At 62.6% G+C, this 26,006-nt stretch carries 17 protein-coding genes; 11 read left to right on the top strand and 6 right to left on the bottom strand.

Annotated elements, in window-relative coordinates; all coding sequences use genetic code 11:
• Positions 1-12 precede the first annotated feature (12 nt).
• The 10 genes from RLEG4DRAFT_RS29650 to RLEG4DRAFT_RS29695 all read left to right on the top strand — a co-directional run bounded on the left by RLEG4DRAFT_RS29650 (position 13) and on the right by RLEG4DRAFT_RS29695 (position 16,533).
• Positions 13-2,430, top strand: coding sequence for a circularly permuted type 2 ATP-grasp protein (locus RLEG4DRAFT_RS29650; protein WP_003582310.1), 2,418 nt, complete (start codon positions 13-15; stop codon positions 2,428-2,430).
• Positions 2,431-2,435: 5 nt separating this feature from the next.
• A complete protein-coding gene (locus RLEG4DRAFT_RS29655; RefSeq protein ID WP_003582312.1) occupies positions 2,436-3,314 on the top strand; it encodes a transglutaminase family protein in 879 nt (292 codons plus the stop codon).
• 114 nt (positions 3,315-3,428) lie between these two features.
• Positions 3,429-4,652: a TadE/TadG family type IV pilus assembly protein gene (locus tag RLEG4DRAFT_RS29660; RefSeq protein WP_037094350.1), complete on the top strand. Its 1,224-nt coding sequence runs from the start codon at positions 3,429-3,431 to the stop codon at positions 4,650-4,652.
• Positions 4,653-4,930: 278 nt separating this feature from the next.
• On the top strand, positions 4,931-7,393 hold the full coding sequence (locus RLEG4DRAFT_RS29665; protein WP_003582316.1) for a glycogen/starch/alpha-glucan phosphorylase: 2,463 nt from the start codon (positions 4,931-4,933) through the stop codon (positions 7,391-7,393).
• On the top strand, positions 7,390-9,597 hold the full coding sequence (gene glgB / locus RLEG4DRAFT_RS29670; protein ID WP_003582318.1) for a 1,4-alpha-glucan branching protein GlgB: 2,208 nt from the start codon (positions 7,390-7,392) through the stop codon (positions 9,595-9,597). Before RLEG4DRAFT_RS29665 ends, glgB begins: the two co-directional genes overlap by 4 nt.
• A 19-nt stretch (positions 9,598-9,616) precedes the next feature.
• On the top strand, positions 9,617-10,879 hold the full coding sequence (glgC, locus tag RLEG4DRAFT_RS29675; RefSeq protein ID WP_003582320.1) for a glucose-1-phosphate adenylyltransferase: 1,263 nt from the start codon (positions 9,617-9,619) through the stop codon (positions 10,877-10,879).
• 3 nt (positions 10,880-10,882) lie between these two features.
• Positions 10,883-12,325, top strand: a complete 1,443-nt coding sequence (gene glgA / locus RLEG4DRAFT_RS29680) for a glycogen synthase GlgA (protein ID WP_003582322.1) — start codon at positions 10,883-10,885, stop codon at positions 12,323-12,325.
• Between the two features lie 6 nt (positions 12,326-12,331).
• Positions 12,332-13,963, top strand: coding sequence for an alpha-D-glucose phosphate-specific phosphoglucomutase (locus RLEG4DRAFT_RS29685; protein ID WP_003582324.1), 1,632 nt, complete (start codon positions 12,332-12,334; stop codon positions 13,961-13,963).
• Positions 13,964-13,975: 12 nt separating this feature from the next.
• A complete protein-coding gene (gene glgX / locus RLEG4DRAFT_RS29690) occupies positions 13,976-15,955 on the top strand; it encodes a glycogen debranching protein GlgX (protein WP_003582325.1) in 1,980 nt (659 codons plus the stop codon).
• 89 nt (positions 15,956-16,044) lie between these two features.
• A complete protein-coding gene (locus RLEG4DRAFT_RS29695) occupies positions 16,045-16,533 on the top strand; it encodes a MaoC family dehydratase (protein ID WP_003582326.1) in 489 nt (162 codons plus the stop codon).
• A 120-nt stretch (positions 16,534-16,653) separates the two neighbouring features.
• On the opposite strand, the gene RLEG4DRAFT_RS29700 is transcribed toward RLEG4DRAFT_RS29695, so the two are convergent.
• The 5 genes from RLEG4DRAFT_RS29700 to RLEG4DRAFT_RS29720 form a co-directional block, all read right to left on the bottom strand.
• Positions 16,654-17,052, bottom strand: coding sequence for a VOC family protein (locus tag RLEG4DRAFT_RS29700; protein ID WP_003582327.1), 399 nt, complete (start codon positions 17,050-17,052; stop codon positions 16,654-16,656).
• A 147-nt stretch (positions 17,053-17,199) separates the two neighbouring features.
• Complete coding sequence (locus RLEG4DRAFT_RS29705; RefSeq protein WP_003582328.1) at positions 17,200-17,748, bottom strand: sarcosine oxidase subunit gamma; 549 nt, start codon at positions 17,746-17,748, stop codon at positions 17,200-17,202.
• Positions 17,741-20,734 (bottom strand): sarcosine oxidase subunit alpha, encoded by a 2,994-nt coding sequence (locus RLEG4DRAFT_RS29710; RefSeq protein ID WP_003582329.1) that lies wholly within the window; start codon positions 20,732-20,734, stop codon positions 17,741-17,743. The genes RLEG4DRAFT_RS29705 and RLEG4DRAFT_RS29710 overlap by 8 nt, the downstream gene beginning before the upstream one ends.
• Positions 20,731-21,072, bottom strand: a complete 342-nt coding sequence (locus RLEG4DRAFT_RS29715) for a sarcosine oxidase subunit delta (protein ID WP_003582330.1) — start codon at positions 21,070-21,072, stop codon at positions 20,731-20,733. The genes RLEG4DRAFT_RS29710 and RLEG4DRAFT_RS29715 overlap by 4 nt, the downstream gene beginning before the upstream one ends.
• Positions 21,073-21,145: 73 nt before the next feature.
• The gene (locus RLEG4DRAFT_RS29720; RefSeq protein WP_003566586.1) at positions 21,146-22,399 is read right to left on the bottom strand and encodes a sarcosine oxidase subunit beta family protein; all 1,254 of its coding nucleotides are present in this window, start codon (positions 22,397-22,399) and stop codon (positions 21,146-21,148) included.
• Between the two features lie 293 nt (positions 22,400-22,692).
• Between RLEG4DRAFT_RS29720 and RLEG4DRAFT_RS29725 the strand changes: the two genes are divergently transcribed.
• The gene (locus RLEG4DRAFT_RS29725) at positions 22,693-23,721 is read left to right on the top strand and encodes a FecR family protein (protein ID WP_003582331.1); all 1,029 of its coding nucleotides are present in this window, start codon (positions 22,693-22,695) and stop codon (positions 23,719-23,721) included.
• A 5-nt stretch (positions 23,722-23,726) separates the two neighbouring features.
• Here the strand turns inward: RLEG4DRAFT_RS29725 and RLEG4DRAFT_RS29730 are convergent, their stop codons facing one another.
• Complete coding sequence (locus RLEG4DRAFT_RS29730; protein WP_003582332.1) at positions 23,727-25,898, bottom strand: CHASE2 domain-containing protein; 2,172 nt, start codon at positions 25,896-25,898, stop codon at positions 23,727-23,729.
• Between the last annotated feature and the right edge of the window lie 108 nt (positions 25,899-26,006).

Consider the following 26,006-nt stretch of genomic DNA (forward strand, 5'->3'; position numbering starts at 1 on the left):
GCTTGGGTTTTGATGGGTAAGAGGCCGGCAATAGAGCGCAGGGAAGAGGCAGAGGACCGCACCGGCAGACGTGCGGCCTTCGACTATGCGCCGCTTCCCGGCACCGCCGACGAGATGGTTGACAACAAAGGCAGGGTCCGCCCGGTCTGGCAGCATTTCCTCTCGCATCTGAGCGCAATGCCGGAAAAGGATCTTGCCGAGCGTTTTGCCCGCGCCGACCGCTACCTCAGGGATGCCGGCGTCTTTTACCGTGCCTATGGCAGCAAGGGCACCGGCGAACGCGCCTGGCCGATTTCGCATATCCCGGTGCTGATCGACGAGCGCGAATGGCAGGCGCTGTCGGCCGGCCTCGTCCAGCGCGCCGACCTGCTGGAAGCGATCGTCGCCGACATCTACGGCGACAACCGGCTGGTGGAAGAAGGCGTTCTGCCGCCGGCGCTGATGGCCGCCAATCCCGAATTCCAGCGCCCGCTCGCCGGCATCCGGCCGGCATCCGGCCACTATCTGCATTTCTGCGCCTTCGAGATCGGCCGCGGCCCCGACGGCAACTGGTGGGTGCTGGCCGATCGGACTCAGGCGCCGTCAGGCGCCGGTTTCGCGCTGGAAAGCCGCGTCGCGACCACCCGGGCCTTCTCGGATATCTACGCCGAAACACCCGTTCACCGCCTTGCCTCCTTCTTCGGTGGCTTCCGCGATGCGCTGCAGGCCATGAAACATTCGGGCGACGACCGCATCGCCGTGTTGACGCCGGGCCCGGCCAACGAGACCTATTACGAACACGCCTATATCGCCCGCTATCTCGGCTTCATGCTGCTCGAGGGCGAGGATCTTACCGTCGTCAAGGGCCGCGTCATGGTGCGCACCGTCGCCGGCCTGAAGCCGATCGGCGTGCTCTGGCGCCGTCTCGATTCGGCCTTTGCCGACCCGCTGGAACTGAACCAGAATTCGCATATCGGCACACCCGGCCTCGTCGAAGCGCTGCGCGCCGAAAGCGTCACCATCGTCAATGCGCTCGGCACCGGCGTTCTCGAGACCCGGGCGCTGCTGGCCTTCATGCCGACTATCTGCCGCCGCCTGCTGGGGCAGGATCTGCAACTGCCCTCGATCGCCACCTGGTGGTGCGGCCAGGAAGATGAGCGCGAGCACGTCGCCAAGAATATCGAGAAGATGGTGATCGGCCCGGCCTATTCCCGCGCCCCCTTCTTCGACGATGACGGCGAATCCGTGCTCGGATCGTCGCTACGGGCGACCGCCAAGGATTCCATCACCGACTGGCTGAGTTCGGACGGCCCGAAACTTGTGGGACAGGAGGTCGTGACCCTCTCGACGACGCCGGCCTGGGTAGACGGCAAGCTCGTGCCGCGGCCGATGTCGCTGCGTGTCTTCGCCGCCCGCACGGCAAACGGCTGGCAGATCATGCCCGGCGGTTTTGCCCGCATCGGCTCCGGCGCCGATGTCGCGGCCATCGCCATGCAGTCGGGCGGCGCGGCCGCCGACGTCTGGATCGTCAGCGACAAGCCGGTCGAGCGCCACACGCTGCTGCCGGCCGAGGGCAGCTTCACCCGCAACATGCCGGGCAGCCTGCCGAGCCGGGCGGCCGACAATCTGTTCTGGCTCGGCCGCTACATCGAGCGCGCCGAAGGGGCGCTGCGCATCCTGCGCGCCTGGCATGCGCGTTATGCCGAAGCTGCCGATCCGAGCCAGCCGCTGCTGGCCGACGTCTCCGCCTATCTCGCCGCCGTCGATATCGACACCGCCGAACCCGTGCCGGAAAGGCTGCTGCGCAACATCGACAGCGCCGTTTATTCGGCGAGCAATATCCGCGACCGTTTCTCGCCGGATGGCTGGCTGGCACTCAACGATCTCGCCAAGACCGCCCGCCGCTTCCATGTCGCCGTCGCGGCCGGCGACGATGCCAGCCACGCGATGACGATCCTTCTGCGCAAGCTCGCGGGCTTTGCCGGCCTCGTGCACGAGAACATGTACCGCTTCATGGGCTGGCGCTTCCTCTCGCTCGGCCGCTATATCGAGCGTGGCTTGCACATGACGCGGCTCCTCGGCCACATGTCCGGCCCGGAAGCGCCGGACGGCGCCCTCGACATGCTGCTCGAAATCGGCGACAGCGTCATGACCCACCGCCGCCGCTACAACGTCAACACGGCGCGGCTGACCGTCACCGACCTGCTGGCGCTCGATCCCCTCAATCCCCGCTCGGTCCTCTTCCAGGTGAACGAGATCCACCACGAGGTCGAGCAACTGCCGAACGCCCTGATCAACGGTCAGATGTCGCCCTTCTACCGCGAGGCGATGCGGCTCCATTCCGGCCTGGCGGTGATGACGCCGGAGGGCATGGGGGCCGAGGTCTATCAGCGGCTCGAACGCGAATTGGAGCAGCTTTCCGATCTGCTCGCCCAGACCTATCTCGGGTGACGGCGATGCTTTACGATCTTTCTCTCCGCATGGGTTACAGCTACGACGTGCCGGCCTCCGGCGCCCGCCACATCATGCGCTTGATGCCGCTGTCGCTGACCCATCGGCAGCGTCTGGTCGCCGGCTCGATCACCATCTCGCCGACGCCGGACGAGCAGTCGCATTTCGTCGATTTCTTCGATCATCCGGCCACCTCGTTCCTGCTGCGCGCGCCGCACGAGACGCTCGACATTCGGATGCAGGCCCGCGTGCAGGTGGAAAGCCAGCCGATCGCCGCTGATTTCTCGCCGCTGCTGGCCGACCTGCCGGAGGAGATAGCCGGCATCTGGTCCTTGGCGCCGGACTCACCGCACCACTTTCTCGGCGACAGCCCGCGCCTGACTCAGGCGCGCGAGATCGGCGACTTTGCCCGAAGCTGTGCTGCGCCTGATCTGACGGCGATGCAGATCGCCTACGCGCTTTGTGCCCGCGTCTACAAGGATTTCACCTACGACGCCGACGCGACGACGGTCGACACGACGCCGCTCGAGGCATTCAGGCTGAAGCGCGGCGTCTGCCAGGATTTCACCCACATCATGATCCTGGCGCTCAGAAGCCTCGGCATTCCGGCCGGCTACGTCTCCGGTTTCCTGCGCACCATCCCGCCGCCCGGCAAGGAACGCCTCGAAGGGGCGGATGCCATGCATGCCTGGGTGCGGATCTGGTGCGGCGAAACCATCGGCTGGATCGAGCTCGACCCGACCAACAACATCCCCGCCGGCACCGATCATATCGTCGTCGCCTATGGCCGGGACTATTCCGACGTCGTTCCCGTCATCGGCGTACTGAAAAGCTATGGCGGGCAGCGCGCCGACCAGGCGGTCGATGTGATCCCGCTGAAATAATCCCAAAACTGGAAAAATCCGCTCATTCGTTAAACTTCTATTGACGCCGTAAGGACGGCGTAAAGAAGCAGCAATGCCTAATGTAACCCACAGAGTCCATTTCGGGTGAACATGATGAGCACCTTCTTTTTGCATCCCTGCCTGCGTCGCATGTTCAGCGATCGAGGCGGTAATTTCGGTATCATGACGGCGATCATGATGCCCGTTCTTCTCGGCGTCGCCGGCATGGCGATCCAGGTCGGAGATATGTTGCTCTCCAAGCAGCAGTTGCAGGAGGCGGCCGATTCCGCCGCGCTCGCAACGGCCACCGCGCTGGCAAATGGCACGATCCAAACCTCGCAGGCCGAGGCCTTCGCGCAGAATTTCGTAGCCGGGCAAATGGCGAATTACCTGCAGAGCGGCAGCGATATCAAGAGCGGGACGGGCGTCACCGTCCAGACAAGCACGTCAGGCAAATCGACATCCTATCAGGTAACGGTTTCACCGAGCTACGACCTCACGGTTAATCCGCTCATGCAGGCGGTCGGCTTCAGCACGCAACATCTTTCGGTATCAGGCACGACGGTCGGTGGTCACTCAGAGACCCAAGGCTCGATCTCCATGTTCCTCGCACTCGATAAGTCGGGGTCGATGGGAGATAATACCACCACGGTCACGACGGAATCATTCACCTACAAGTGCAATCCTCATTTGAACCCTAGCGGCAAAAACACGATCTATGACACCTGCACCGGCACGCGTACGCGTTATTACACCAAGATAGAAGCGCTGAAGCTCGCCGCCGGCAATCTCTTCGGCCAGCTCAACAGCGCCGATCCCAACGCCGAATACGTGCGCACCGGCGCGGTATCCTATGATATCGTTCAATACCCAGCCAGCAGTCTCGCTTGGGGGACCACCGCTGTCACGAGCTACGTCAATGCGCTTCAGTCGGGAGGCGGCACGAACTCAAGCGGTGCAATGAGCACGGCTTACACGTCTCTCACCGCCAAGAACGCCGCCGGCAATGACGCCGAGGATGCCGCTCACAAGCAGAAGACCGGGCAAGTGCCGAAAAAATACATCGTCTTCATGACTGACGGCGATAATAACAACGATACGTCTGGCGGCCGTTCCTACGACACCGCGACAAAGACAACATGCGACGACGCGAAGTCGAAGGGCATCGAAATCTATACGATTGCCTTCATGGCGCCCGCGGGGGGACAGGCACTGCTGCATTATTGCGCCTCCGACGACTCCCATTATTTCCAGGCGGAAAAAATGGAAGACCTCCTTGCCGCCTTCGAGGCGATCGGAGCGAAGGCCTCCGCACAGATGACGCGCCTGACGAACTGACGGTACCGCCGGGAGTAAAAGTCGAATGAAAAGCCGCGCCGGAACAAACCGGCGCGGCTTTTCGTTTATCGCTGTCCCATCCATCTGATCGGGAAAAGCGATTGAAATCAATCCGCTTGCACCCGGTGAATATGCAGGTTTCGCAATTTTTTCGTTTGTCCAAATCCTTTGTTGCAAGTGCTTCCTAACGATGCATAAACTGTCGCTGAGACAAGCGACAAATCGATTAAATCAGGCATAACGTCCTGAAACCAAATTAAAATTGGCGAGATCTGACGATGAATAATGTTTCCAAGCCGGTTATCCCCTCTCCCGCCCCGCGCAGCTCAAAGCCGGAAATTCTCGCCGAAGAAATCATCGAACGCCTGACCTATCGCATCGGCAAGGACGCCAAGGTGGCAAAGCCGCATGACTGGCTGACGGCGACGATCCTGGTGGTGCGCGACCGCATCATCGACAAGTGGATGGCCTCCACCCGCGAGGTCTATGCGACCGGCGCCAAGCGCGTTTATTATCTTTCCCTCGAGTTCCTGATCGGCCGCCTGATGCGCGATGCCGTCTCGAATCTCGGCCTGATGGAAGAGGTGCGCGATGCGCTCGCCTCGCTCGGCGTCGATGTCAACGTCATTGCCGGCCTGGAGCCCGATGCCGCACTCGGCAATGGCGGCCTCGGCCGTCTGGCAGCCTGTTTCATGGAGAGCATGGCAACAGTCGACGTACCCGCCTATGGTTACGGCATCCGCTATGTGCACGGCCTCTTCCGCCAGCAGTTGGCTGACGGCTGGCAGGTGGAGCTGCCGGAAAACTGGCTCGCCCACGGCAATCCCTGGGAGTTCGAGCGCCGCGAGAGCGCCTATGAAATCGGCTTCGGCGGCGCCGTCGAATTCATCACCACCCATGACGACCAGCCGCGCTACGTCTGGAAACCGGCCGAGCGTGTCATCGCCGCCGCCTTCGACACGCCGGCGGTCGGCTGGCGCGGCAAGCGCGTCAACACGCTGCGCCTCTGGTCGGCGCAGCCGATCGATCCGATCCTGCTCGATGCCTTCAATGCCGGCGATCACATCGGGGCGCTGCGCGAAAGCAACAAGGCCGAAAGCCTGACCCGGGTTCTCTATCCTGCCGACGCCACCCCGGCCGGCCAGGAACTGCGCCTGCGCCAGGAATTCTTCTTCTCGTCGGCCTCGCTGCAGGACATCCTGCGCCGCCATCTGCAGCAATATGACGATTTCACCTCGCTACCGGACAAGGTGGCGATCCAGCTGAATGACACCCATCCCGCCGTCTCCGTCGCCGAACTGGTGCGCCTGCTCTGTGACGTGCACGGGATGGATTTCGAACAGGCCTGGGACATCACCCGCCGCACCTTCTCCTACACCAATCACACACTTCTGCCCGAAGCGCTGGAGAGCTGGCCGGTTCCGCTGTTCGAGCGGCTGCTGCCGCGCCACATGCAGATCGTCTACGCAATCAACGCCAAGATCCTGATCGATGCCCGCAAGGGCAAGAACTTCTCCGACGGCGAAATCCGCTCGATCTCGCTGATCGAGGAAAGCGGCGACCGCCGCGTGCGCATGGGCAACCTCGCCTTCGTCGGCTCGCACTCGATCAACGGCGTCTCGGCACTTCATACGGACCTGATGAAGGTCACGGTCTTTGCCGATCTGCACAAGCTCTATCCCGATCGCATCAACAACAAGACCAACGGCATCACGCCACGCCGCTGGCTGCAGCAGTGCAATCCCGGTCTCACCGGCCTGATCCGCGAAGCGATCGGCGACGAATTCCTCGATGATGCCGAAAAGCTGACGCCGCTCGACAAGTTCGCCTCCGATCCGACCTTCCAGCAGAAGTTCGCCGCCGTGAAGCGCGCCAACAAGGTGGCGCTTTCCAATCTCGTCGCCAGCCGCATGGGCGTGAAGCTCGATCCGTCGGCGATGTTCGACATCCAGATTAAGCGCATCCACGAATACAAGCGCCAGCTTTTGAACATCATCGAGGCCGTCGCGCTCTATGACCAGATCCGCTCGCATCCCGAGCTCGACTGGGTGCCGCGCGTGAAACTTTTCGCCGGCAAAGCGGCGCCGAGTTATTACAACGCCAAGCTGATCATCAAGCTGATCAACGACGTCGCCCGCACCATCAACAACGACCCGTCGGTGCGCGGGTTGCTGAAGGTCGTCTTCGTGCCGAACTACAATGTCTCGCTTGCTGAAGTCATGGTTCCGGCCGCCGACCTCTCCGAACAGATCTCGACCGCCGGCATGGAAGCATCCGGCACCGGCAACATGAAGTTCGGCCTCAACGGCGCGCTGACCATCGGCACTCTCGATGGCGCCAACGTCGAGATGCGCGACAATGTCGGCGAAGACAACATCGTCATCTTTGGCCTCAAGGCCGACGAGGTCTCGAAGGTTCGCAGCGACGGCCACAATCCGCGCGCCATCATCGAGGGATCGCGCGAACTCGCGCAGGCGCTTGCAGCCATCGGCTCCGGCGTCTTCTCGCCCGATGACCGCAACCGTTACACGGCACTGATCGACGGCATTTATTCACACGACTGGTTCATGGTCGCGGCCGACTTCGACGCTTACGCCCAGGCCCAGCGCGAAGTCGATCAGATCTGGACCAACCAGTCCGCCTGGTACACCAAGACGATCAACAACACTGCGCGGATGGGCTGGTTCTCGTCCGACCGCACGATCAGGCAATATGCAGACGAAATCTGGAGAGCCGGATGAAAACGCCGAAAAACGTCCCTGAAGTAAAGCTTTCCTGGGAAATTTCGGCAGATGAAATCGCGGCGATCCTTGCCGGCTCGCATTCCAATCCCTTTGCCGTCCTAGGGGTGCACCAGTCCGGCGACGCTTTCGTCGCCCGCTGTTTCATCCCGGGCGCGGAGGAAGTGACCGCCATGACGCTCGACGGCAGCGTCATCGGCGAGCTCAAACAGCTCCATGCCGACGGCTTTTTCGCCGGCCCGGTTTCCCTTACCAAGCTCCAGCCGGTGCGTTACCGCGCCCGGCGCGGCGATGCCGAATGGGCGGTCACCGATCCTTACAGCTTCGGTCCGGTGCTCGGGCCGATGGACGATTATTTCGCCCGCCAGGGCTCGCATTTGCGCCTGTTCGACAAGATGGGCGCCCACCTCATCAAGCATGACGGTGCTCAGGGCATCCATTTCGCCGTCTGGGCTCCGAATGCGCAGCGCGTCTCCGTCGTCGGTGATTTCAACAATTGGGACGGCCGTCGCCACGTCATGCGCTTCCGCTCCGATAGCGGCATCTGGGAAATCTTTGCGCCTGACGTGCCGATCGGCGTTGCTTACAAATTCGAGATCCGCGGCCAGGACGGCGTGCTGCTGCCGCTGAAGGCCGACCCCTTCGCCCGCCGCAGCGAGCTCCGGCCGAAAACCGCCTCGATCACCGCCGCCGACCTAGAGCAGGAGTGGGAAGACGAAGCCCACCTGAAGCACTGGCGCGAGACCGACAAGCGCCGCCAGCCGATCTCGATCTACGAGGTGCATGCCGCCTCGTGGCAGCGCCGGCAGGATGGCACGATGCTTTCCTGGGACGAGCTCGCCTCCAGCCTCATCCCCTATTGCGCCGACATGGGCTTCACCCATATCGAATTCCTGCCGATCACCGAGCATCCCTATGACCCCTCCTGGGGGTACCAGACGACAGGCCTCTACGCACCGACCGCCCGTTTCGGCGAGCCGGAAGGTTTCGCCCGTTTCGTCAACGGCTGCCACAAGGTCGGCATCGGCGTCATCCTCGACTGGGTGCCGGCGCATTTCCCGACCGACGAGCACGGCCTCGGCTGGTTCGACGGCACGGCGCTCTACGAGCACGAAGACCCGCGCAAGGGCTTCCACCCGGACTGGAGCACGGCGATCTACAATTTCGGCCGCACCGAGGTCGTTTCCTATCTCGTCAACAACGCGCTCTACTGGGCCGAGAAATTCCATCTCGACGGTCTGCGCGTCGACGCTGTCGCCTCGATGCTCTATCTCGATTATTCCCGCAAACACGGCGAATGGATCCCGAACGAATATGGCGGCAACGAGAACCTGGAAGCGGTCCGCTTCCTGCAGGATCTCAACATCCGCATCTACGGCCAGCATTCCAACGTCATGACCATCGCCGAGGAATCGACCTCCTGGCCGAAGGTCTCCCAGCCCGTGCATGAAGGCGGCCTCGGCTTCGGCTTCAAGTGGAATATGGGCTTCATGCATGACACGCTGAGCTACATGAGCCGCGACCCGATATATCGCGGGCACCATCACAATGAACTCACCTTCGGCCTGCTCTACGCTTATTCGGAAAATTTCGTCCTGCCGCTGTCGCATGACGAGGTTGTCCATGGCAAAGGCTCGCTGATCGCCAAGATGCCGGGCGACGACTGGCAGAAATTCGCCAATCTGCGCGCCTACTACGCCTATATGTGGGGCTATCCCGGCAAGAAGCTGCTGTTCATGGGCCAGGAATTTGCCCAGTGGAGCGAATGGAGCGAGGCGAAATCGCTCGATTGGAACTTGCTTCAGTATCGCATGCACGAGGGCATGCGGCGCCTGGTGCGCGATCTCAATTTCACCTATCGCAGCAAGCCGGCCTTGCATGAGCGTGACTGCGAGGGCGAGGGTTTTGAATGGCTGGTCGCCGATGATCACCAGAACTCCGTCTTTGCCTGGCTGCGCAAATCGCCGGGCCAGAAGCCGGTCGCCGTCATCACCAATTTCACCCCCGTCTACCGTGAGAACTACATGATCCGCCTGCCGTCCGCAGGCCGCTGGCGGGAAATCCTGAACACCGATGCCGACATCTACGGCGGCAGCGGCAAGGGCAATGGCGGGCGCGTGCAGGCCGTCGATGCCGGCGGCGACATCACCTGCTCGATCACCTTGCCGCCCTTGGCGACAATCATGCTTGAACCTGAAAATTAGTGACTGGTGGGAGGAGAAAATGGTAGAAAAGCGCGTTCAGCCACTTGCTCGCGATGCAATGGCTTATGTTCTGGCCGGCGGCAGGGGGAGCCGTCTCAAGGAACTCACCGATCGGCGTGCGAAGCCCGCCGTCTATTTCGGCGGCAAGGCCCGCATCATCGATTTCGCCCTGTCGAACGCCCTGAATTCAGGCATCCGCCGCATCGGCGTTGCCACGCAATACAAGGCGCATTCGCTGATCCGCCACATGCAGCGCGGCTGGAACTTCTTCCGCCCTGAGCGCAACGAGAGCTTCGACATCCTGCCGGCCAGCCAACGCGTTTCGGAAACGCAGTGGTATGAAGGCACCGCCGACGCCGTCTATCAGAACATCGACATCATCGAGGATTACGGTGTCGAATACATGGTCATTCTCGCCGGCGACCACGTCTACAAGATGGACTATGAATGGATGCTGCAGCAGCACGTCGATTCCGGCGCCGACGTCACCATCGGCTGCCTGGAAGTGCCGCGCATGGAGGCGGTGGGCTTCGGCGTCATGCATGTCAACGAGAAGGACGAGATCATCGCCTTCGTCGAGAAGCCGGCCGATCCGCCGCCCATTCCCGACAAGCCGGATTTCGCCCTCGCCTCAATGGGCATCTACGTCTTCCACACCAAGTTCCTGCTCGACGCGTTGCGCCGCGACGCCGCCGACCCGAGCTCCAGCCGCGATTTCGGCAAGGACATCATCCCTTATATCGTCGAGCACGGTAAGGCGGTCGCCCACCGCTTCGCCAAGTCCTGCGTCCGCTCAGATTTCGAGCATGAACCCTATTGGCGCGACGTCGGCACGATCGACGCCTACTGGCAAGCCAATATCGACCTGACGGCGATCGTTCCGGAGCTCGATATCTACGACAAGTCCTGGCCGATCTGGACCTATGCCGAGATCACTCCGCCGGCGAAATTCGTCCATGACGACGAGGACCGCCGCGGCTCGGCCACCTCCTCCGTTGTCTCGGGCGACTGCATCATCTCCGGCGCCAGCCTCAACAACAGCCTGCTCTTCACCGGTGTCAGGGCCAACTCCTTCTCCAAATTGGAAGGCGCGGTCATCCTGCCGAACGTCAAGATCGGGCGACGGGCGCAGCTCAAGAATGTGGTGATCGACCATGGTGTCGTCATTCCGGAAGGCCTGGTCGTCGGCGAGGATCCCAAACTCGACGCCAAGCGCTTCCGGCGGACGGAAAGCGGCATCTGCCTGATCACGCAACCGATGATCGACAAGCTGGATATCTGACTTATGAAAGTTCTTTCGGTTTCGTCCGAAGTCTTCCCTTTGATCAAGACAGGGGGCCTGGCGGATGTGTCAGGCGCCCTGCCGATTGCTCTGAACGCCTTCGGGGTCGAGACCAAGACCCTGCTGCCCGGCTATCCCGCCGTCATGAAGGTCATTCGCGACCCGGTCGTCAGGCTCGAATTCCCCGACCTGCTCGGCGAGCCGGCGACCGTGCTGGAGGTTGAGCACGAGGGCCTCGATCTGCTCATCCTCGATGCGCCGGCCTATTACGACAGGCCGGGCGGCCCCTATGTCGATCCGCTCGGCAAGGACTATCCCGACAACTGGCGGCGTTTCGCTGCTCTGTCGCTGGCGGCCTCCGAGATCGCCGCCGGACTGCTGCCCGGCTGGCGGCCGGATCTCGTCCACACGCACGATTGGCAGGCGGCGCTGACCTCGGTCTATATGCGCTACTATCCGACGCCGGAATTGCCGAGCGTGCTGACCATCCACAACATCGCCTTCCAGGGCCAGTTCGGTCCCGAGATTTTTCCCGGCCTGCGGCTGCCCGCCCATGCCTTCGCCACCGACAGCATCGAATATTACGGTACGGTCGGTTACCTTAAGGGCGGCCTGCAGACCGCCCACGCGATCACCACGGTCAGCCCGACCTATGCCGACGAGATTTTGACACCGGAATTCGGCATGGGGCTCGAGGGCGTCATTGCCAGCCGCATCGATGATCTCCACGGCATCGTCAACGGCATCGACACCGATATCTGGAACCCCGCGACCGATCCTGTCGTCCACACCCATTATGGCCCGACAACGCTGAAGAACCGTGAGGAGAACCGCCGTTCGATCGCCGAATTCTTCCATCTCGACAATGACGACGCCCCGATCTTCTGCGTCATCAGTCGTCTCACCTGGCAGAAGGGCATGGACATCGTTGCCAACATCGCCGACGAAATCGTCGCCATGGGCGGCAAGCTCGTCGTGCTCGGCTCCGGCGAAGCCGCGCTTGAAGGCGCACTGCTTGCCTCCGCCAGCCGCCATCCCGGCCGCATCGGCGTCTCGATCGGCTATAACGAGCCGATGTCGCATCTGATGCAGGCCGGCTGCGACGCGATCATCATCCCGTCGCGTTTCGAACCCTGCGGCCTGACCCAGCTTTACGGCCTGCGCTACGGCTGCGTGCCGATAGTCGCCCGCACCGGCGGGCTGAACGACACGGTAATCGATGCCAATCACGCCGCACTTGCGGCGAAAGTGGCAACCGGCATACAATTCTCACCCGTGACGGAAACCGGCATGCTACAGGCAATCCGCCGTGCGATGCATTTTTACGCGGACCGAAAACTCTGGACCCAATTGCAAAAGCAAGGCATGAAATCGGATGTCTCCTGGGAGAAGAGCGCCGAACGCTACGCTGCCCTCTATTCAAGCCTCGTCTCGAAAGGCATGTGAACTAAAATGAACAAGTCCGTATCCACCACGCCCTACCTGGACCAGAAACCCGGCACGTCGGGCCTGCGCAAGAAGGTTCCGGTCTTCCAGCAGCCGAACTATGCGGAGAACTTCATCCAGTCGATCTTCGATTCACTGGAAGGCTATCAGGGCAAGTGCCTCGTCATCGGCGGCGACGGACGCTACTACAATCGCGAAGTCATCCAGAAGGCGATCAAGATGGCCGCCGCCAACGGCTTCGGCAAGGTCATGGTCGGCAAGGGCGGCATCCTGTCGACGCCGGCCGCTTCCCACATCATCCGCAAGTACAAGGCTTTCGGCGGCATCATCCTCTCCGCCAGCCACAATCCCGGCGGCCCGACCGAAGACTTCGGCATCAAATACAACATCAACAACGGCGGCCCGGCGCCGGAAAAAATCACCGACGCGATGTATGCGCGCTCGAAGACGATCGACAGCTACAAGATCGCCGATTTCGCCGACGTCAATCTCGACCGCATCGGCAAGGACGAGCTGCCCGGCGGCATGATCCTCTCGGTCATCGACCCGGTCGAGGACTATGCCGCGCTGATGGAAGAGCTGTTCGATTTCGGCGCCATCCGCAACCTGATCAGCCTCGGCTTCCGCATTGCCTTCGACGGGATGAGCGCCGTCACCGGCCCCTATGCCAAGGAAATCTTCGAAAATCGTCTCGGCGCTCCCTTGGGCTCGGTGCGCAACTTCATGCCGCTGCCGGATTTCGGCGGTCATCATCCCGACCCGAACCCGGTGCACTGCAAGGAACTCTTCGATGAGATGATGGGCGATGACGCGCCCGATTTCGGCGCCGCTTCCGACGGCGACGGCGACCGCAACCTGATCATCGGCCGCGGCATCTTCGTCACCCCTTCCGACAGCCTGGCGATCCTTGCCGCCAACGCCAATCTCGCTCCCGGCTATTCCGGCGGCCTGGCCGGCATCGCCCGCTCGATGCCGACATCAGGTGCCGCCGACCGTGTCGCCGAAAAGCGCGGCATCGGCATGTACGAAACACCGACCGGCTGGAAGTTCTTCGGCAATCTGCTCGACGCCGGCATGGCGACGATCTGCGGTGAGGAAAGCTCCGGCACGGGCTCCAGCCACGTCCGCGAGAAGGACGGTCTCTGGGCGGTGTTGCTCTGGCTGAACATCCTTGCCGTGCGCGGCGAGAGCGTCGCCGATATCGTCACCCAGCACTGGCAGACCTATGGCCGCAACTATTATTCGCGCCATGACTACGAAGGCCTCGACACCGATGCGGCAAACGGCCTCGTGGACAATCTCCGCAGCCAGCTTTCCACCCTGCCTGGCAAGAGCTTCGGCAGCCTGACGGTCGAAAAGGCCGACGACTTTGCCTATCACGATCCGATCGACAAATCGGTGAGCGAACATCAGGGTGTCCGCGTGCTGTTTGCGGGCGGCTCCCGCGTCGTCTTCCGCCTATCCGGCACCGGCACGTCTGGCGCAACCTTGCGTGTCTATATCGAGCGCTACGAGCCGGATTCGACTCGCCACAACATCGAAACGCAGGAAGCGCTCGCCGATCTGATCGCCGCCGCCGAAAGCATTGCCAGCATTCGTGAACGCACGGGACGCGATACGCCAACCGTGATCACCTGATCCGGGGGGAACATGCGGGGAGAGAGTTCGGCGCAAAGCGGCGCCATCGTCTTCGAGACCGGCGTCGAATTTGCCGTGTGGTCGCATCATGCCGCGCAGATCGAACTCTGCCTCTTCGAGGATGACGGCAACAGGGAGTTCGCCCGCCTGCCGATGGCGCGCGACAGCAATCACGTCCATCGTCTGTTTGTCGACGGCCTGAAGGCGGGCGCCCGCTACGGCTATCGTGCCGATGGCATCTACGCCCCCGACAACGGCCTCTGGTACGATCCCTCCAAACTGCTGATCGATCCCTATGCCAAGGAGATCGATCGGCCGTTCCGCTACGATCCCCGCCTCGGCATCTATGGCGAAGACAGCCAGGATCTGATGCCGAAGGCGATCGTCACCGCCGATACACGCGCCGAAATCCGCAAGCCGCTCTTCAAGCCGGGCGGCTTCATTTATGAGGTGGCGGTGCGGCCGTTCACCATCCTCCATCCCGATGTGCCGGAGGCTCAGCGCGGCACCATCGCCGCCCTTGCCCATCCCTCCGTTGTCGCGCATCTCAAGCGGATCGGTGTCGACGCCGTCGAACTGATGCCGATCACCGCCTGGATCGACGAACGCCACCTGCCGCCGCTCGGCCTGACCAACGGCTGGGGCTACAATCCCGTCGCCTTCATGGCGCTCGATCCGCGGCTGGCGCCGGGCGGCATGACGGAACTGCGCCAGACGGTCGCCGCCCTCCATGCCGAAGGCATCGCCGTCATCCTCGACCTCGTCTTCAACCATACCGGCGAGAGCGACCGCCACGGGACCACGCTGTCGCTGCGCGGCCTCGACAACCTGCATTATTACCGCCACGCGGAGAATTGGCCGGGCGAACTGATCAACGACACCGGCACAGGCAACACGCTCGCCTGCGATCATCCCGAAGTGCGGCGCCTCATCGTCGACAGCCTGCGCCATTTCGTGCTCAACGCCGGCGTCGACGGTTTTCGCTTCGATCTCGCCCCGGTGCTCGGCCGCACCGCCACACGCTTCGAACGCGACGGCGGAACGCTTGCCGCGATCCTCGCCGACTCTGTGCTTGCCGACCGGATCATGATTGCCGAACCCTGGGATATCGGTCCGGGCGGTTACCAGCTCGGCAATTTCCCACCGCAGTTCCTTGAATGGAACGACCGGCTTCGTGACGATCTGCGCTGTTATTGGCGCGGCGACGACTGGAAGACCGGGTCGCTCGCCACCGCACTTGCCGGCTCCTCCGACATCTTCTCCCGCAATGACGGCAAAGGGACGCGCAACGTCAATTTCCTCGCCGCCCATGACGGCTTCACGCTGACCGATCTCGTCTCCTATGCTGGCAAGCACAATGACGCCAACGGCGAACACAATCGCGACGGCCACAACGAGAACCACTCGTGGAACAACGGCGTTGAAGGGGAAACCGTCTATCCCTCGATCCGCAAGCGTCGCCGGGACGATGTGATGGCGTTGATATCGACGCTCTTTGCCACCCGCGGCAGCATCATGCTGACGGCGGGCGACGAGGGCGGCCGCGGCCAGCACGGCAACAACAACGCCTATTGCCAGGACAATGAGATCACCTGGCTCGATTGGAAGGGGCTGAACGAGGACCTCGTCGCCCATACCGCCTTCGTCGCCGGGCTGCGCCGCCGCTTCACGGTCTTTTCCGAAACAGGCTTCCTGTCTGGAAACGGCGATGTCGAATGGATCTCGCTCTCCGGCGAGCCGATGACCGTTTCCGAATGGGAGACGCCCGCGCTTTCCACCCTCGGCATGCTGCTTTCGACCGGTGACCGCTCCGCGCGTGGCAGGCAGACCCGGCTTGCTGTCCTCTTCAACCGTTCCGGCGACCGCCAGTTTTTCACGCTCCCGTCCGGAACCGAACCGGGATGGCGGCAATTGACACCGGATGGGCCCAAGAAAACCGGCGCCCGCGTCACCCTTGAGCCACGCTCCGTCGCCTTTTTCGTAGAAAAATGACCCCCTCTCCTCCCGTGCGCAAATCCTTGTCGCAATCGTCATAAATGCACGATAAGGCTTTGGCCGGCGGCCTTTTTCACGAGGAATTCATGGTCACGGAAATTTCACTCTCCGAGGTGCGGGGACTGATCGGCATGGAAACAGGTCTTTCGGACTGGATCACTGTCGACCAGACGATGATCGACGCCTTTGCAGGCGCAACCGGCGACCATCAGTTCATTCATGTCGATCCCGAGCGCGCAACCGCCGAGAGCCCCTTCGGCGGCACCATCGCCCATGGCTTCCTGACGCTGTCTCTGCTGTCGACGATGAATTACAACTGCTTGCCGAAAGTGCGCGAGCAAACCATGGGCATCAATTACGGTTTCGATCGCGTCCGCTTCATGACGCCGGTGAAAAGCGGCGCCCGCGTCCGCGGCCGCTTCCTGCTCTCCGAGGCGCGCTTCCGCGGCGCCGGCATGCTGATGACCACCTATGACGTTTCGATCGAGATCGAAAACGAGAAGAAGCCGGCCCTGACGGCAAGATGGATCACCATCATCCAATTCGACCCGAAGGATCGTCCCGAGGACGTTTAGGCAAAACGGTGCTTTTGTTTAGAGCGGTTCAGGTTTTCACGGAAGCGCCGAACCGCTCTAACCTTTTGTTTTTACGCAATCCCGGACGGAAAACCGCTTCGCACTTTTCCTGGAATTGCTCTAGATAGCCGAATTGAAGACGGCTTCGAGCGCGTGTCCGTCCGGATCCATCACGAACGCCGCATAATAATGTTCGCCGTAGTGAGGACGTAAGCCCGGACCACCGTTGTCACCGCCGCCATGGGCGATTGCCGCTGCGTGAAATCGATCGACCGCCTGGCGGCTCGGAGCGGCGAAAGCCAGATGGAAACCCGGGCCGGCCGGACGCTGGCCATCCGGTCGATGTTTGATCGCCAGCTTGTCCCCGCCGCCGGCAAGGCCGTAGCCGACCGCCTGTCCCGTCTGCCCCGGCCTGATGTCATCCCAGACCCTGACATAACCGAGGGCAGCAAGAGCGGCATCGTAAAATGCCGCCGACCGATCGATATCGGAAACGCCGAGGGAAGCATGGTGCAGCATTTAGAGCCTTTCGGGTTAGAGCATTCTGCCGGAGCAGACGCGCGCCGGCTGGTCGACCATCCGACTCCGTTTGAGCCAACGGAATGCTGCAACCTAACCGGGAAAGGCTCCCTGAACAACCCCCTACGCAGCCGGATTGGTTCGGCCTTAATGCCGCGCATCTTCTGCCGCTTCCGTCAGCAGCCCGAAGACGTAATCCGAAAACGACCGCCAGCACTCCACCCGGAACGTCTCTTCATCAGTGCGCAAAAGCACGATTTCCGCCTTGCCGAGGATCGTGCGCGACGCGGCTCCGACCGGAAACGAAGACAAGGACAGATCCTGCGGGCAGCCGGCAGCAAGCGTCTTTTCCGCACCCGGTCCCGAGACGATGATCGCGAGATTGCGGTGAGAAACGTCGGTCGCCGAATGCACGGCGGCCACGCCTGACAGCACCGTCATCAGATCGGCGCCGTCCTCGTCGATCAGCAGCCATTCGTCCGGCCCGATCCAGAGCACCGATCGGGCGCCCGCCCGGCCCGATGTTTTCGGGGCGGTCGCCACGGACAGACCGAGCGCGGAGGAAAGCGCAGCAAGCGATTCCGCCGGCGCGCGCAGCGCCACCCGGCTCGCCGCCGGCGCCGTCGTCAGCCGTACTGTTGCGGAGCCGCCGAGACGGCCGGCAAGCGCCGGTTTGCGAATTGCGACATCAGCCATGGATGCGGCCTCCTTCCTTGTCAAAGAATACCAGATCCGTCACTTCGACGGCGATCGTCCGGTCCGCCATTGGCACATAGAGCGTCTCGCCCATCCGCGCCCGGCCGCCGGCGACAAGCGCGAAGGCGATCGAACGGCCGCAATTTTCCGACCAGTAGGCCGATGTGACGTGACCGAGCATGGTCATCGGCTTCGGCTCGTTCGGGTTGGCGACGACCTGCGCGCCTTCTTCGAGCACCAGTTTCGGATCCTGGGTGACAAGGCCGACGAGTTGCTTGCGCCCTTCCTTGACAAGGTCCGGACGCTGCAGCCCGCGAATGCCGACGAAGTCCTTCTTTTTCTTCGAAACCGCCCAGGCAACGCCCGCGTCATCGGGGGTCACGGTCCCATCAGTATCCTGGCCGACGATGATGTAACCCTTCTCGGCGCGGAGAACGTGCATCGTCTCGGTGCCATAGACGCAGGCGCCGAGCGGCTCGGCATTGGCCCAGACCGCTTCCAGCACCGACTGGCCGTAATCGGCCGGCACGTTGATTTCGAAGCCGGTCTCGCCGGTGAAGGAGACGCGGAACAGCCGTGCCGGCACGCCACAGACCGTGCACTCGGCAACGCTCATATGCGGGAAGGCTTCGTTCGACAGATCGAGCCCCTCGACCAGCGGCGCGACGATCTCGCGCGCCTTCGGCCCCTGCACCGCAATCACTGCCCATTGCTCGGTCACCGAGGTCAGCCATACCTGCAGATCCGGAAATTCCGTCTGCAGGTAATCTTCCATATGATGGAGAACCCGCGGCGCGCCGCCGGTCGTCGTCGTCACATGGAAACGGTCGTCCGCCAGGCGCCCGACGACGCCGTCGTCATAAACAAAGCCGTCCTCGCGCGTCATGATGCCGTAGCGGGCCTTACCCGGCTTCAGCGTGTCCCAGGCATTGGTGTAGATAAGGTTGAGGAACTTTGCCGCATCCGGCCCCACCACCTCGATCTTGCCGAGCGTCGAGGCATCAAAAATGCCTGCCGACTCGCGTGCTGTCCGGCATTCGCGGGCGACCGCCTCATGCATGGTCTCGCCCGCCTGCGGATAGAACCAGGCACGCTTCCAGTTGCCGACATCCTCGAAAACGGCCCCATGGGCTTCTTCCCAGTTATGCAGCGGCGTCTTGCGTGTCGGATCGAACAGCTCTCCGCGCGAATGGCCGACCAGCGTTCCGTAAGTGACCGGCGTATAGGGCGCACGGAACGTGGTGAGACCGACCTGCGGTATTTCCTTGCCGAGCATTTCGGCGGCGATCGCCAGGCCATGCATATTGGAGAGCTTGCCTTGGTCGGAGGCCATGCCGTTGGTCGTGAAGCGCTTGATGTGCTCGATCGAATGCATGCCCTCGCGCACGGCAAGGCGGATATCCTTGGCGCAGACGTCGTGCTGGAAATCGATGAAGGCCTTGGCGTTGGTCTTCGGGCCGGCGCCTTCGGCAGCACCGATCATGCCGCCGGTCCAGTCATAGGCCTGCTCTGCCGAAATTGCGATCTTGTCGCCGCCGCTTCCGCCGGTGGCCTGCGCCATCAGCTCGCCGGCGGCAAGCGATTCCTCGATTGTCCGCTGCAGATCGTCGGTGCCGTTGCAGGCGCCGACCGAGAGGCAGTCCTGTGCATAGGAGCCGGGCAGGAAACGCTGGCTTTCGGCGTCGAAGGCCACCTTGCCGCGCGACTGAGAGAAGAGATGCACGGACGGCGTCCAGCCGGCCGAAACCAGCAGCGCATCGACCGCGATCTTGCGCCGCGAACCGCCGCCGTTGCGCGCCACCGTCATCGACGAGATGCGCAGCCGCCCGGCCGTGTCGACGACCGACTGGCCGGTGAGAACGTCGATGCCGAGCGCACGCGCCTCTTCCAGCACCGCCGCTCCCGGCGCCTGCCTGCTATCGACGATGGCGGCGATCGAAACACCGGCTCGCTTCAGATCGAAAGCCGCATCATAGGCTGAATCATGCGCCGTGTAGATGCCGACCTTGGTCCCGACCGCGACGCCGTAGTGATTGAGATACATCCGCCCCGCCGAGGCGAGCATGATGCCCGGCCGGTCGTTGTTCGGAAATACCATGTGCCGCTCGATCGCGCCGGTCGCAAGGATCACCCGCTTGGCACGGACCTGCCAGAGCCGCTCGCGGGGCAGATCGCGGGAAGGCTTGGCGACATGATCGGTGACGCGCTCGGCAAGAGCGACGAAATTGTGGTTGTAGTAGCCGAAGGCGGTGGTGCGGACGAGGACTTCGACGTTGTCCATCGCCTTCAGGCGCGCCACGGCCTTCTGCGCCCAGCTATTGCCGTCCTGTCCGTCGACCTTCACACCGGTATCGTAACGCAGTGCCCCGCCCGCTTCCGCCTGCTCGTCGCACAGGATGACCCGGGCGCCGTTCTCGGCCGCAGCCAGCGCCGCTGAAAGCCCGGCAAGGCCGGCGCCGACCACCAGCACGTCGCAATGGGCGTAGCGGCTGGCATAATGGTCGGGATCCTCCTCCGTCGGCGCGACGCCGAGGCCGGCGGCACGACGGATGATCGGTTCGTAGACGCTTTTCCAAGCGGCGCGCGGCCACATGAAGGTCTTGTAGTAGAAGCCGGCAGCAAAGAACGGCGACATCAGATTGTTTACCGCACCGACATCGAAGGCGAGCGACGGCCAACGGTTCTGCGAGTTGACGATCATGCCGTCGAAGACTTCCTGCACCGTGGCGCGCACGTTCGGCTGCTTGCGCGCCGTATCGCGGGCGACGTCGATCAGCGCATTCGGCTCCTCGGCTCCTGCCGACAAAATGCCGCGGGCCCGGTGGTATTTGAACGAGCGGCCAACGAGATGCACGCCGTGGGCGATCAACGCCGAGGCGACGGTATCACCTTCGAGCGCTGTATAGCTCTTGCCGTCGAAGCTGAAGCGCGCGGTTTTGGCCGGCGTCAGGCGCCCTTTGCCGACGATACGGTTCACGCCGCTCATTGCGCCTCTCCTTCCACGGCTTCATATGTCTCGACAGGCCCATGCTGCTGGGCGGCCGCCCCGATCTCAGGCCTCGGCTCACCCGCCTTGTAGGTCACGATGAACTTATCGGTCACCGTATCGCGCGCCGCGTTGAAGAAGCGCCCGCAGCCGTGAATATGCCGCCAGCGCTCGAAGATCAGGCCCTTCGGATTGTCGCGCAGAAAGAAATAGGCCTCGAATTCCTCGTCCGAGATCGAGGCGATGTCGGCGGGCCGCACGATATGCGCGTCACCCGCGCCGCGGAATTCAAGCTCGGAGCGCTCTTCCTGGCAGTAGGGGCAGTGGATCAGCAGCATGTGGAGTTTCCTTGGGGAAAAGGGGAGACTAGCGGTGCGGCGCCCCACAAAATCTCGGTCACAGCATTCATCGTCAGTGCGCCACCGCCGCTGCCGCCGCCTCGTCGATCAATCGGCCGCTGCGGAAGCGTTCCAGCGTCAGCCCGGCATTGAATTTGTGCGGTTCGTCGCGGGCAATCAGATGCGCAAAGAGATTGGCCGAGCCCGGCGTCGCCTTGAAGCCGCCGGTGCCCCAGCCGCAATTGACGTAGAGCCCTGGAACCGGCGTCTTCGACTGGATCGCCGAACGATCCGGCGTGTTGTCGACGATGCCGCCCCATTGCCGCATCATCTTGACGCGCCGGAACATCGGGAAGAGTTCGCAGATGGCGTCGAGCGTATGCGTGATGATCTGCAGGCCGCCGGTCTGGGAGTAGGAATTATACTGGTCGGTGCCGGCGCCGATGACGAGCTCCCCCTTGTCGGACTGGGAGATGTAGGCATGCACCGTGTTCGACATGACCACGCAGGGGAAGATCGGCTTCAGCGGCTCGGAGACCAGCGCCTGCAGCGGGCTCGATTGCAGCGGCACGCGTACATCGGCCATCTTCATGATCGTCGTCGTATGGCCGGCGGCCGAAACGGCGACCTTTTTGGCGCCGATGAAGCCACGCGAGGTCTCGACTCCGGTCACCCGTCCATCGGGGCCGCGGCGGATGCCGGTCACTTCGCAATTCTGGATGATATGCACGCCGCGGTCCGAGGCTGCGCGCGCATAACCCCAGGCAACCGCATCGTGCCGGGCCGTGCCGCCGCGCCGCTGCAGCGCCGCACCGTTGATCGGGTAGCGGGCGCTGGCCGAGATGTCGAGCGGCGGGCAATAGGCCTTCGCCTGCTCCGGCGTCAGCCATTCATTGTCGATGCCGTAGAGCCGGTTGGCATGGATATGCCGCTTGAACGACTGCTGGTCGTGAATATTGTGCGAGAGCATCATCACGCCGCGCGGCGAATACATCACATTGTAGTTGAGCTCCTGCGAAAGCCCTTCCCAGAGCTTCATCGAATGCTCGTAGATGTGCATGCTCTCTTCGTAGAGATAATTCGAGCGGATGATGGTGGTGTTGCGCCCGGTATTGCCGCCGCCGAGCCAGCCCTTCTCGATCACCGCCACATTGGTGATGCCGTGCTCCTTGGCGAGATAATAGGCAGCGCCCAGACCATGGCCACCGGCGCCGACGATGACGACGTCGTATTCAGCGCGCGGCTCAGGCGAAGTCCACTGCTTCTCCCAGCCCTTATGGCCACGAAGGGCCTCCCTTGCCACAGCAAAAACCGAATATTTCCGCATCTGCCTTCTTCTCCTTCGGGAAAGGGCTGTTCTCCGCGCCCATACAAATCGCAAATCCAAATGCGGCACAACGGCTCTTTTGCGACAGCCGAGCGCTTTGCTTTTGACACTAAGCGACATGATGCCGAAAACCGCGCAGTTTTTGCGCGACATCGTCCGCTGCTCCCGAGGCCGTTCGCAGGTTGAGGCAACCAGCCCTTCCTGGGCCGCCGCCCGGTGCTAGCCCAAGTGGGCGAGAAGACAAGCAGTTACTAAAATGTTAACTCACCCCATGTTCCCGGGGTTTCTGTATCATGTGGGGTCGGCGTTCATTACTCCAGGCGCTTTGCATTGTGGTCGCCGGCGCGCAACCGGCACTTACCGCCGAGGCGGTCGGCCAGGCTGTCGTCATCAAGACCGAGGTGACGGGACAGAGCGGCCCGATCGAAGTCGACACCAGCGTTCATCGCAACGAGCGCATCAAGACATCCCCATCGGGCCTTGGCCAGTTCCTTTTCCGTGACGGGACGAAGCTCGCGGTGGGCTGGGGCTCGTCGGTGGTGATCGACAAATATGTCTTCGATGATTCCCAATCGGTCAAGAAACTCACGATCAGAGCGGCAAAGGGTACGTTCCGCTGGGTGAGCGGCAGTTCCAACTCCTCCGCCTACCAGATCCTGACGCCCGCCGGCACGATCGGTGTGCGCGGCACCGCTTTCGATTTCTATGTCGGCCCTGATGGCACCACCGCCGTCGTCCTGTTGAATGGCGCGGCCCGGTTTTGCGGCCCGGGCGGCTGCCGGCAATTGCAGCAGCGCTGCGATTGCGTGGTGGCCAAGCCGAACGGCAATATGTCGGCGGCACGCCGGGTCGATCCCAGCATTCTCGATACGCTCGGAAATCCCCGCGCGCTGCCCTTCCTCTCCGGCAACCAGCGACTTGCCGGCGGCATCGGCATGATCGGCGGCTGCAATATGGCCTCTGTTGCCCCGGAAAGAAAAGACCGAACGCGGCCTCCGCCGGCAGTTGCGCCGGCTCCCCAAAGGCAGGATCCGCCACAGAGACAGGCCGAGCCGCAGAAGGAGCGGCCGAACAAGCCCGACAAGCCGCATCACGATAGGCCAGATTACGATGGGCCACATCACGACAGGCCGCAGCACGACAGGCCGCAGCATGATAGGCCGCACCATGATAGGCCGGATAGGCCCGACGGCCATGACGATCACCACGGGCCGGGAAACCACGACCAGAATGGGAATGACCAGGATCACCAAGGACACGACCGCGACCGTGATGGAGATCGCGATCACAACAGAGGCCGCAGTTTCAATCGCAACCGCTGACGCCTTCAGTCGGCCGCACTGTTCTCGAACCGATCGGCCACTTCGCGAAAATGATCGGTCCTGCCGGATACCCGCTGATAGAATTCAGCCAGGCCGTCGATCACCCCCGCCGCCCTGAGCTTTGCCGTGCCGATCAGCTTGCGGGTGTTCTTCGAATGCGAAAGCAGGGCCTGCATCAACTGCTGGTGAACGACGACAAGGGCTGAAAACTCGGCCGATGCTGCGACGTCTTCGTCGCCGACCACGGCAAGGATCTGCGTTCGGCCGCTCTTGCCCTTGAGCGGAATGGCGCCAGCCTCGATCAGCGCCATTCCCTGCACCGACCTTGCCGTGCTGTCGGATATCAGAATATCGAAGCCGACTTCCTTGCAGCATGATTCCAGGCGCGCCGCGACGTTAACGGCATCGCCGACCGCCGAATAGTTGAAGCGGGTCTTGGCACCCATATTGCCAACGCAGGCAAGGCCGGTATGAATGCCAATGCCGATCCCGACCTGTTGTCCGGATCCGAAGCCGAAGGCATCGCCGGCGTTCAATTCGGCGAGGGTTTCTCGCATGGCTAGTGCGGCGCGAACCGCCTTGGTTTGATGATCGGTCACGTCGACGGGCGCATTCCAGAACGCCATGATTGAATCGCCGATGAACTTGTCGAGTGTGCCTTCATTGGCCACCACATGGCGGCTCAGCGCATCGAGCAGCGTATTGAGGAACGCGACGACATCGGTCGGCGCCAGCCGCTCGCTGATCTCGGTGAAGTTCCGGACATCGACGAACATGACCGTCAGTTCGCGGTCGTCGCCGCCAAGGCGCAATGCATCGCGGGTATGCTCGATGCGATGGAGCAGCGATGGAGAAAGATAATGCCCGAAGGCGCGTCGCACCTCGCGCCGCTCTCGGTCGATCACCAGGATTCGGAACGAGGTCGCGGCAAAATGGATGATCGATCCGCTGATGATCGGCGCCAATGGATCGAAGAGAAGTCCCGCGTAGAGAAACGAGAACCAGCACGTCACGAGTGCCATTGCCGTGATCAGCAGGCCGCAGACCAACGCAACGGCGGGACTGACGAAGGTTGTCACCACGACGAGTAGGCATCCGAGCACTGCGATGACAAGGATCTCCAGCCCGTCCGCCCAGTCAGGTCGCGACAGGAAACGGCCGGAAAGGATCTGCTCGACGGCCTGCGCATGCAGCGAAACGCCGGGAACATTCTCGCCAAGCGCGGTGACGCGGATGTCCTGCAGCCCGGCCGCCGATGTGCCGACGAAGACGATACTGCCCTCGATGGACGCCGCGACCTCGGGAGAGGCCCCTTCAGGCGCAAGCACCTGCCGGGCGGATATATAGCGCTCCGCCCGGTCGGGGCTGACATAGAGCCAGAGTTCGCCTGCTGCCGTCAACGGCACGACGAAATCGCCGATCTTTGCCGATGTCATAATGCCGGCGCGATCGGGCGCACCCGATAGCACATAGGTCGACACCCCCTGCGCGACGCGCAACGCCTCGATCGCGAGATTGGGATAGAGCTGCACGCCGTCGGTCAGGAACAGCGGGACCGCCCGCACCACGGGCGAGGGATTGCCGGGATTGAGGCTGATATGGCCAAGGCCGGCTGCATTGGCCTCCAATTGCGGTCTGAGCGGCGTCGAGGCACGCAGATAGGGCGGCGCCGAGACGGGGCTGTCGCCGGTGAAGGCAAAACCCGCCTTCACCGGAGGCCGGTAATTGCCCTCGTTGGAAAGGCCGAAGCCGAGGACGACGGGCTTCTCGGCAATCGAGCGGGCGAATATCTCGTCATTGTCGGGCAGTTTCTCGGCCAACGCAGGATCGACCCCGGCGACATCTCGCACCACATTGCTTGGCGACAGCCGGTCCGGCTCCGCAAAGAGAATATCAAAGGCAATGGACGCAGCACCCATGTCTGAAAGCCGATCCACCAGCACGGCCAGCCGGTCCCGCGGCCATGGCCATTGCCCAAATTCGCGTAACGAGGCCTCGTCGATATCGATTACCCGGACCGGCATCTGCTCGAAGGTCCTCGGAACCAGCCGCTGATACTCGTCGAAAGTCACGCCGCGGATCAGCTTGAACATCGTCGGATCGGCCGCCCGAAGAAGCGTGAGCATAGCCACGATCGCCAGGCCGATAACGACACCGATTTGCTGCACGCGTGTCATGATTTCACCGGTGTCCCCTGCCGGCAGATAGGCTACGCCGCTTTCGCGCCAAACGCCATTCGCACATGCATTCCCGGTGCTCTCTTTTCGGCCTCTCGCGTTCGCCTT

The sequence above is a fragment of the Rhizobium leguminosarum bv. trifolii WSM2297 genome, from assembly GCF_000271845.1.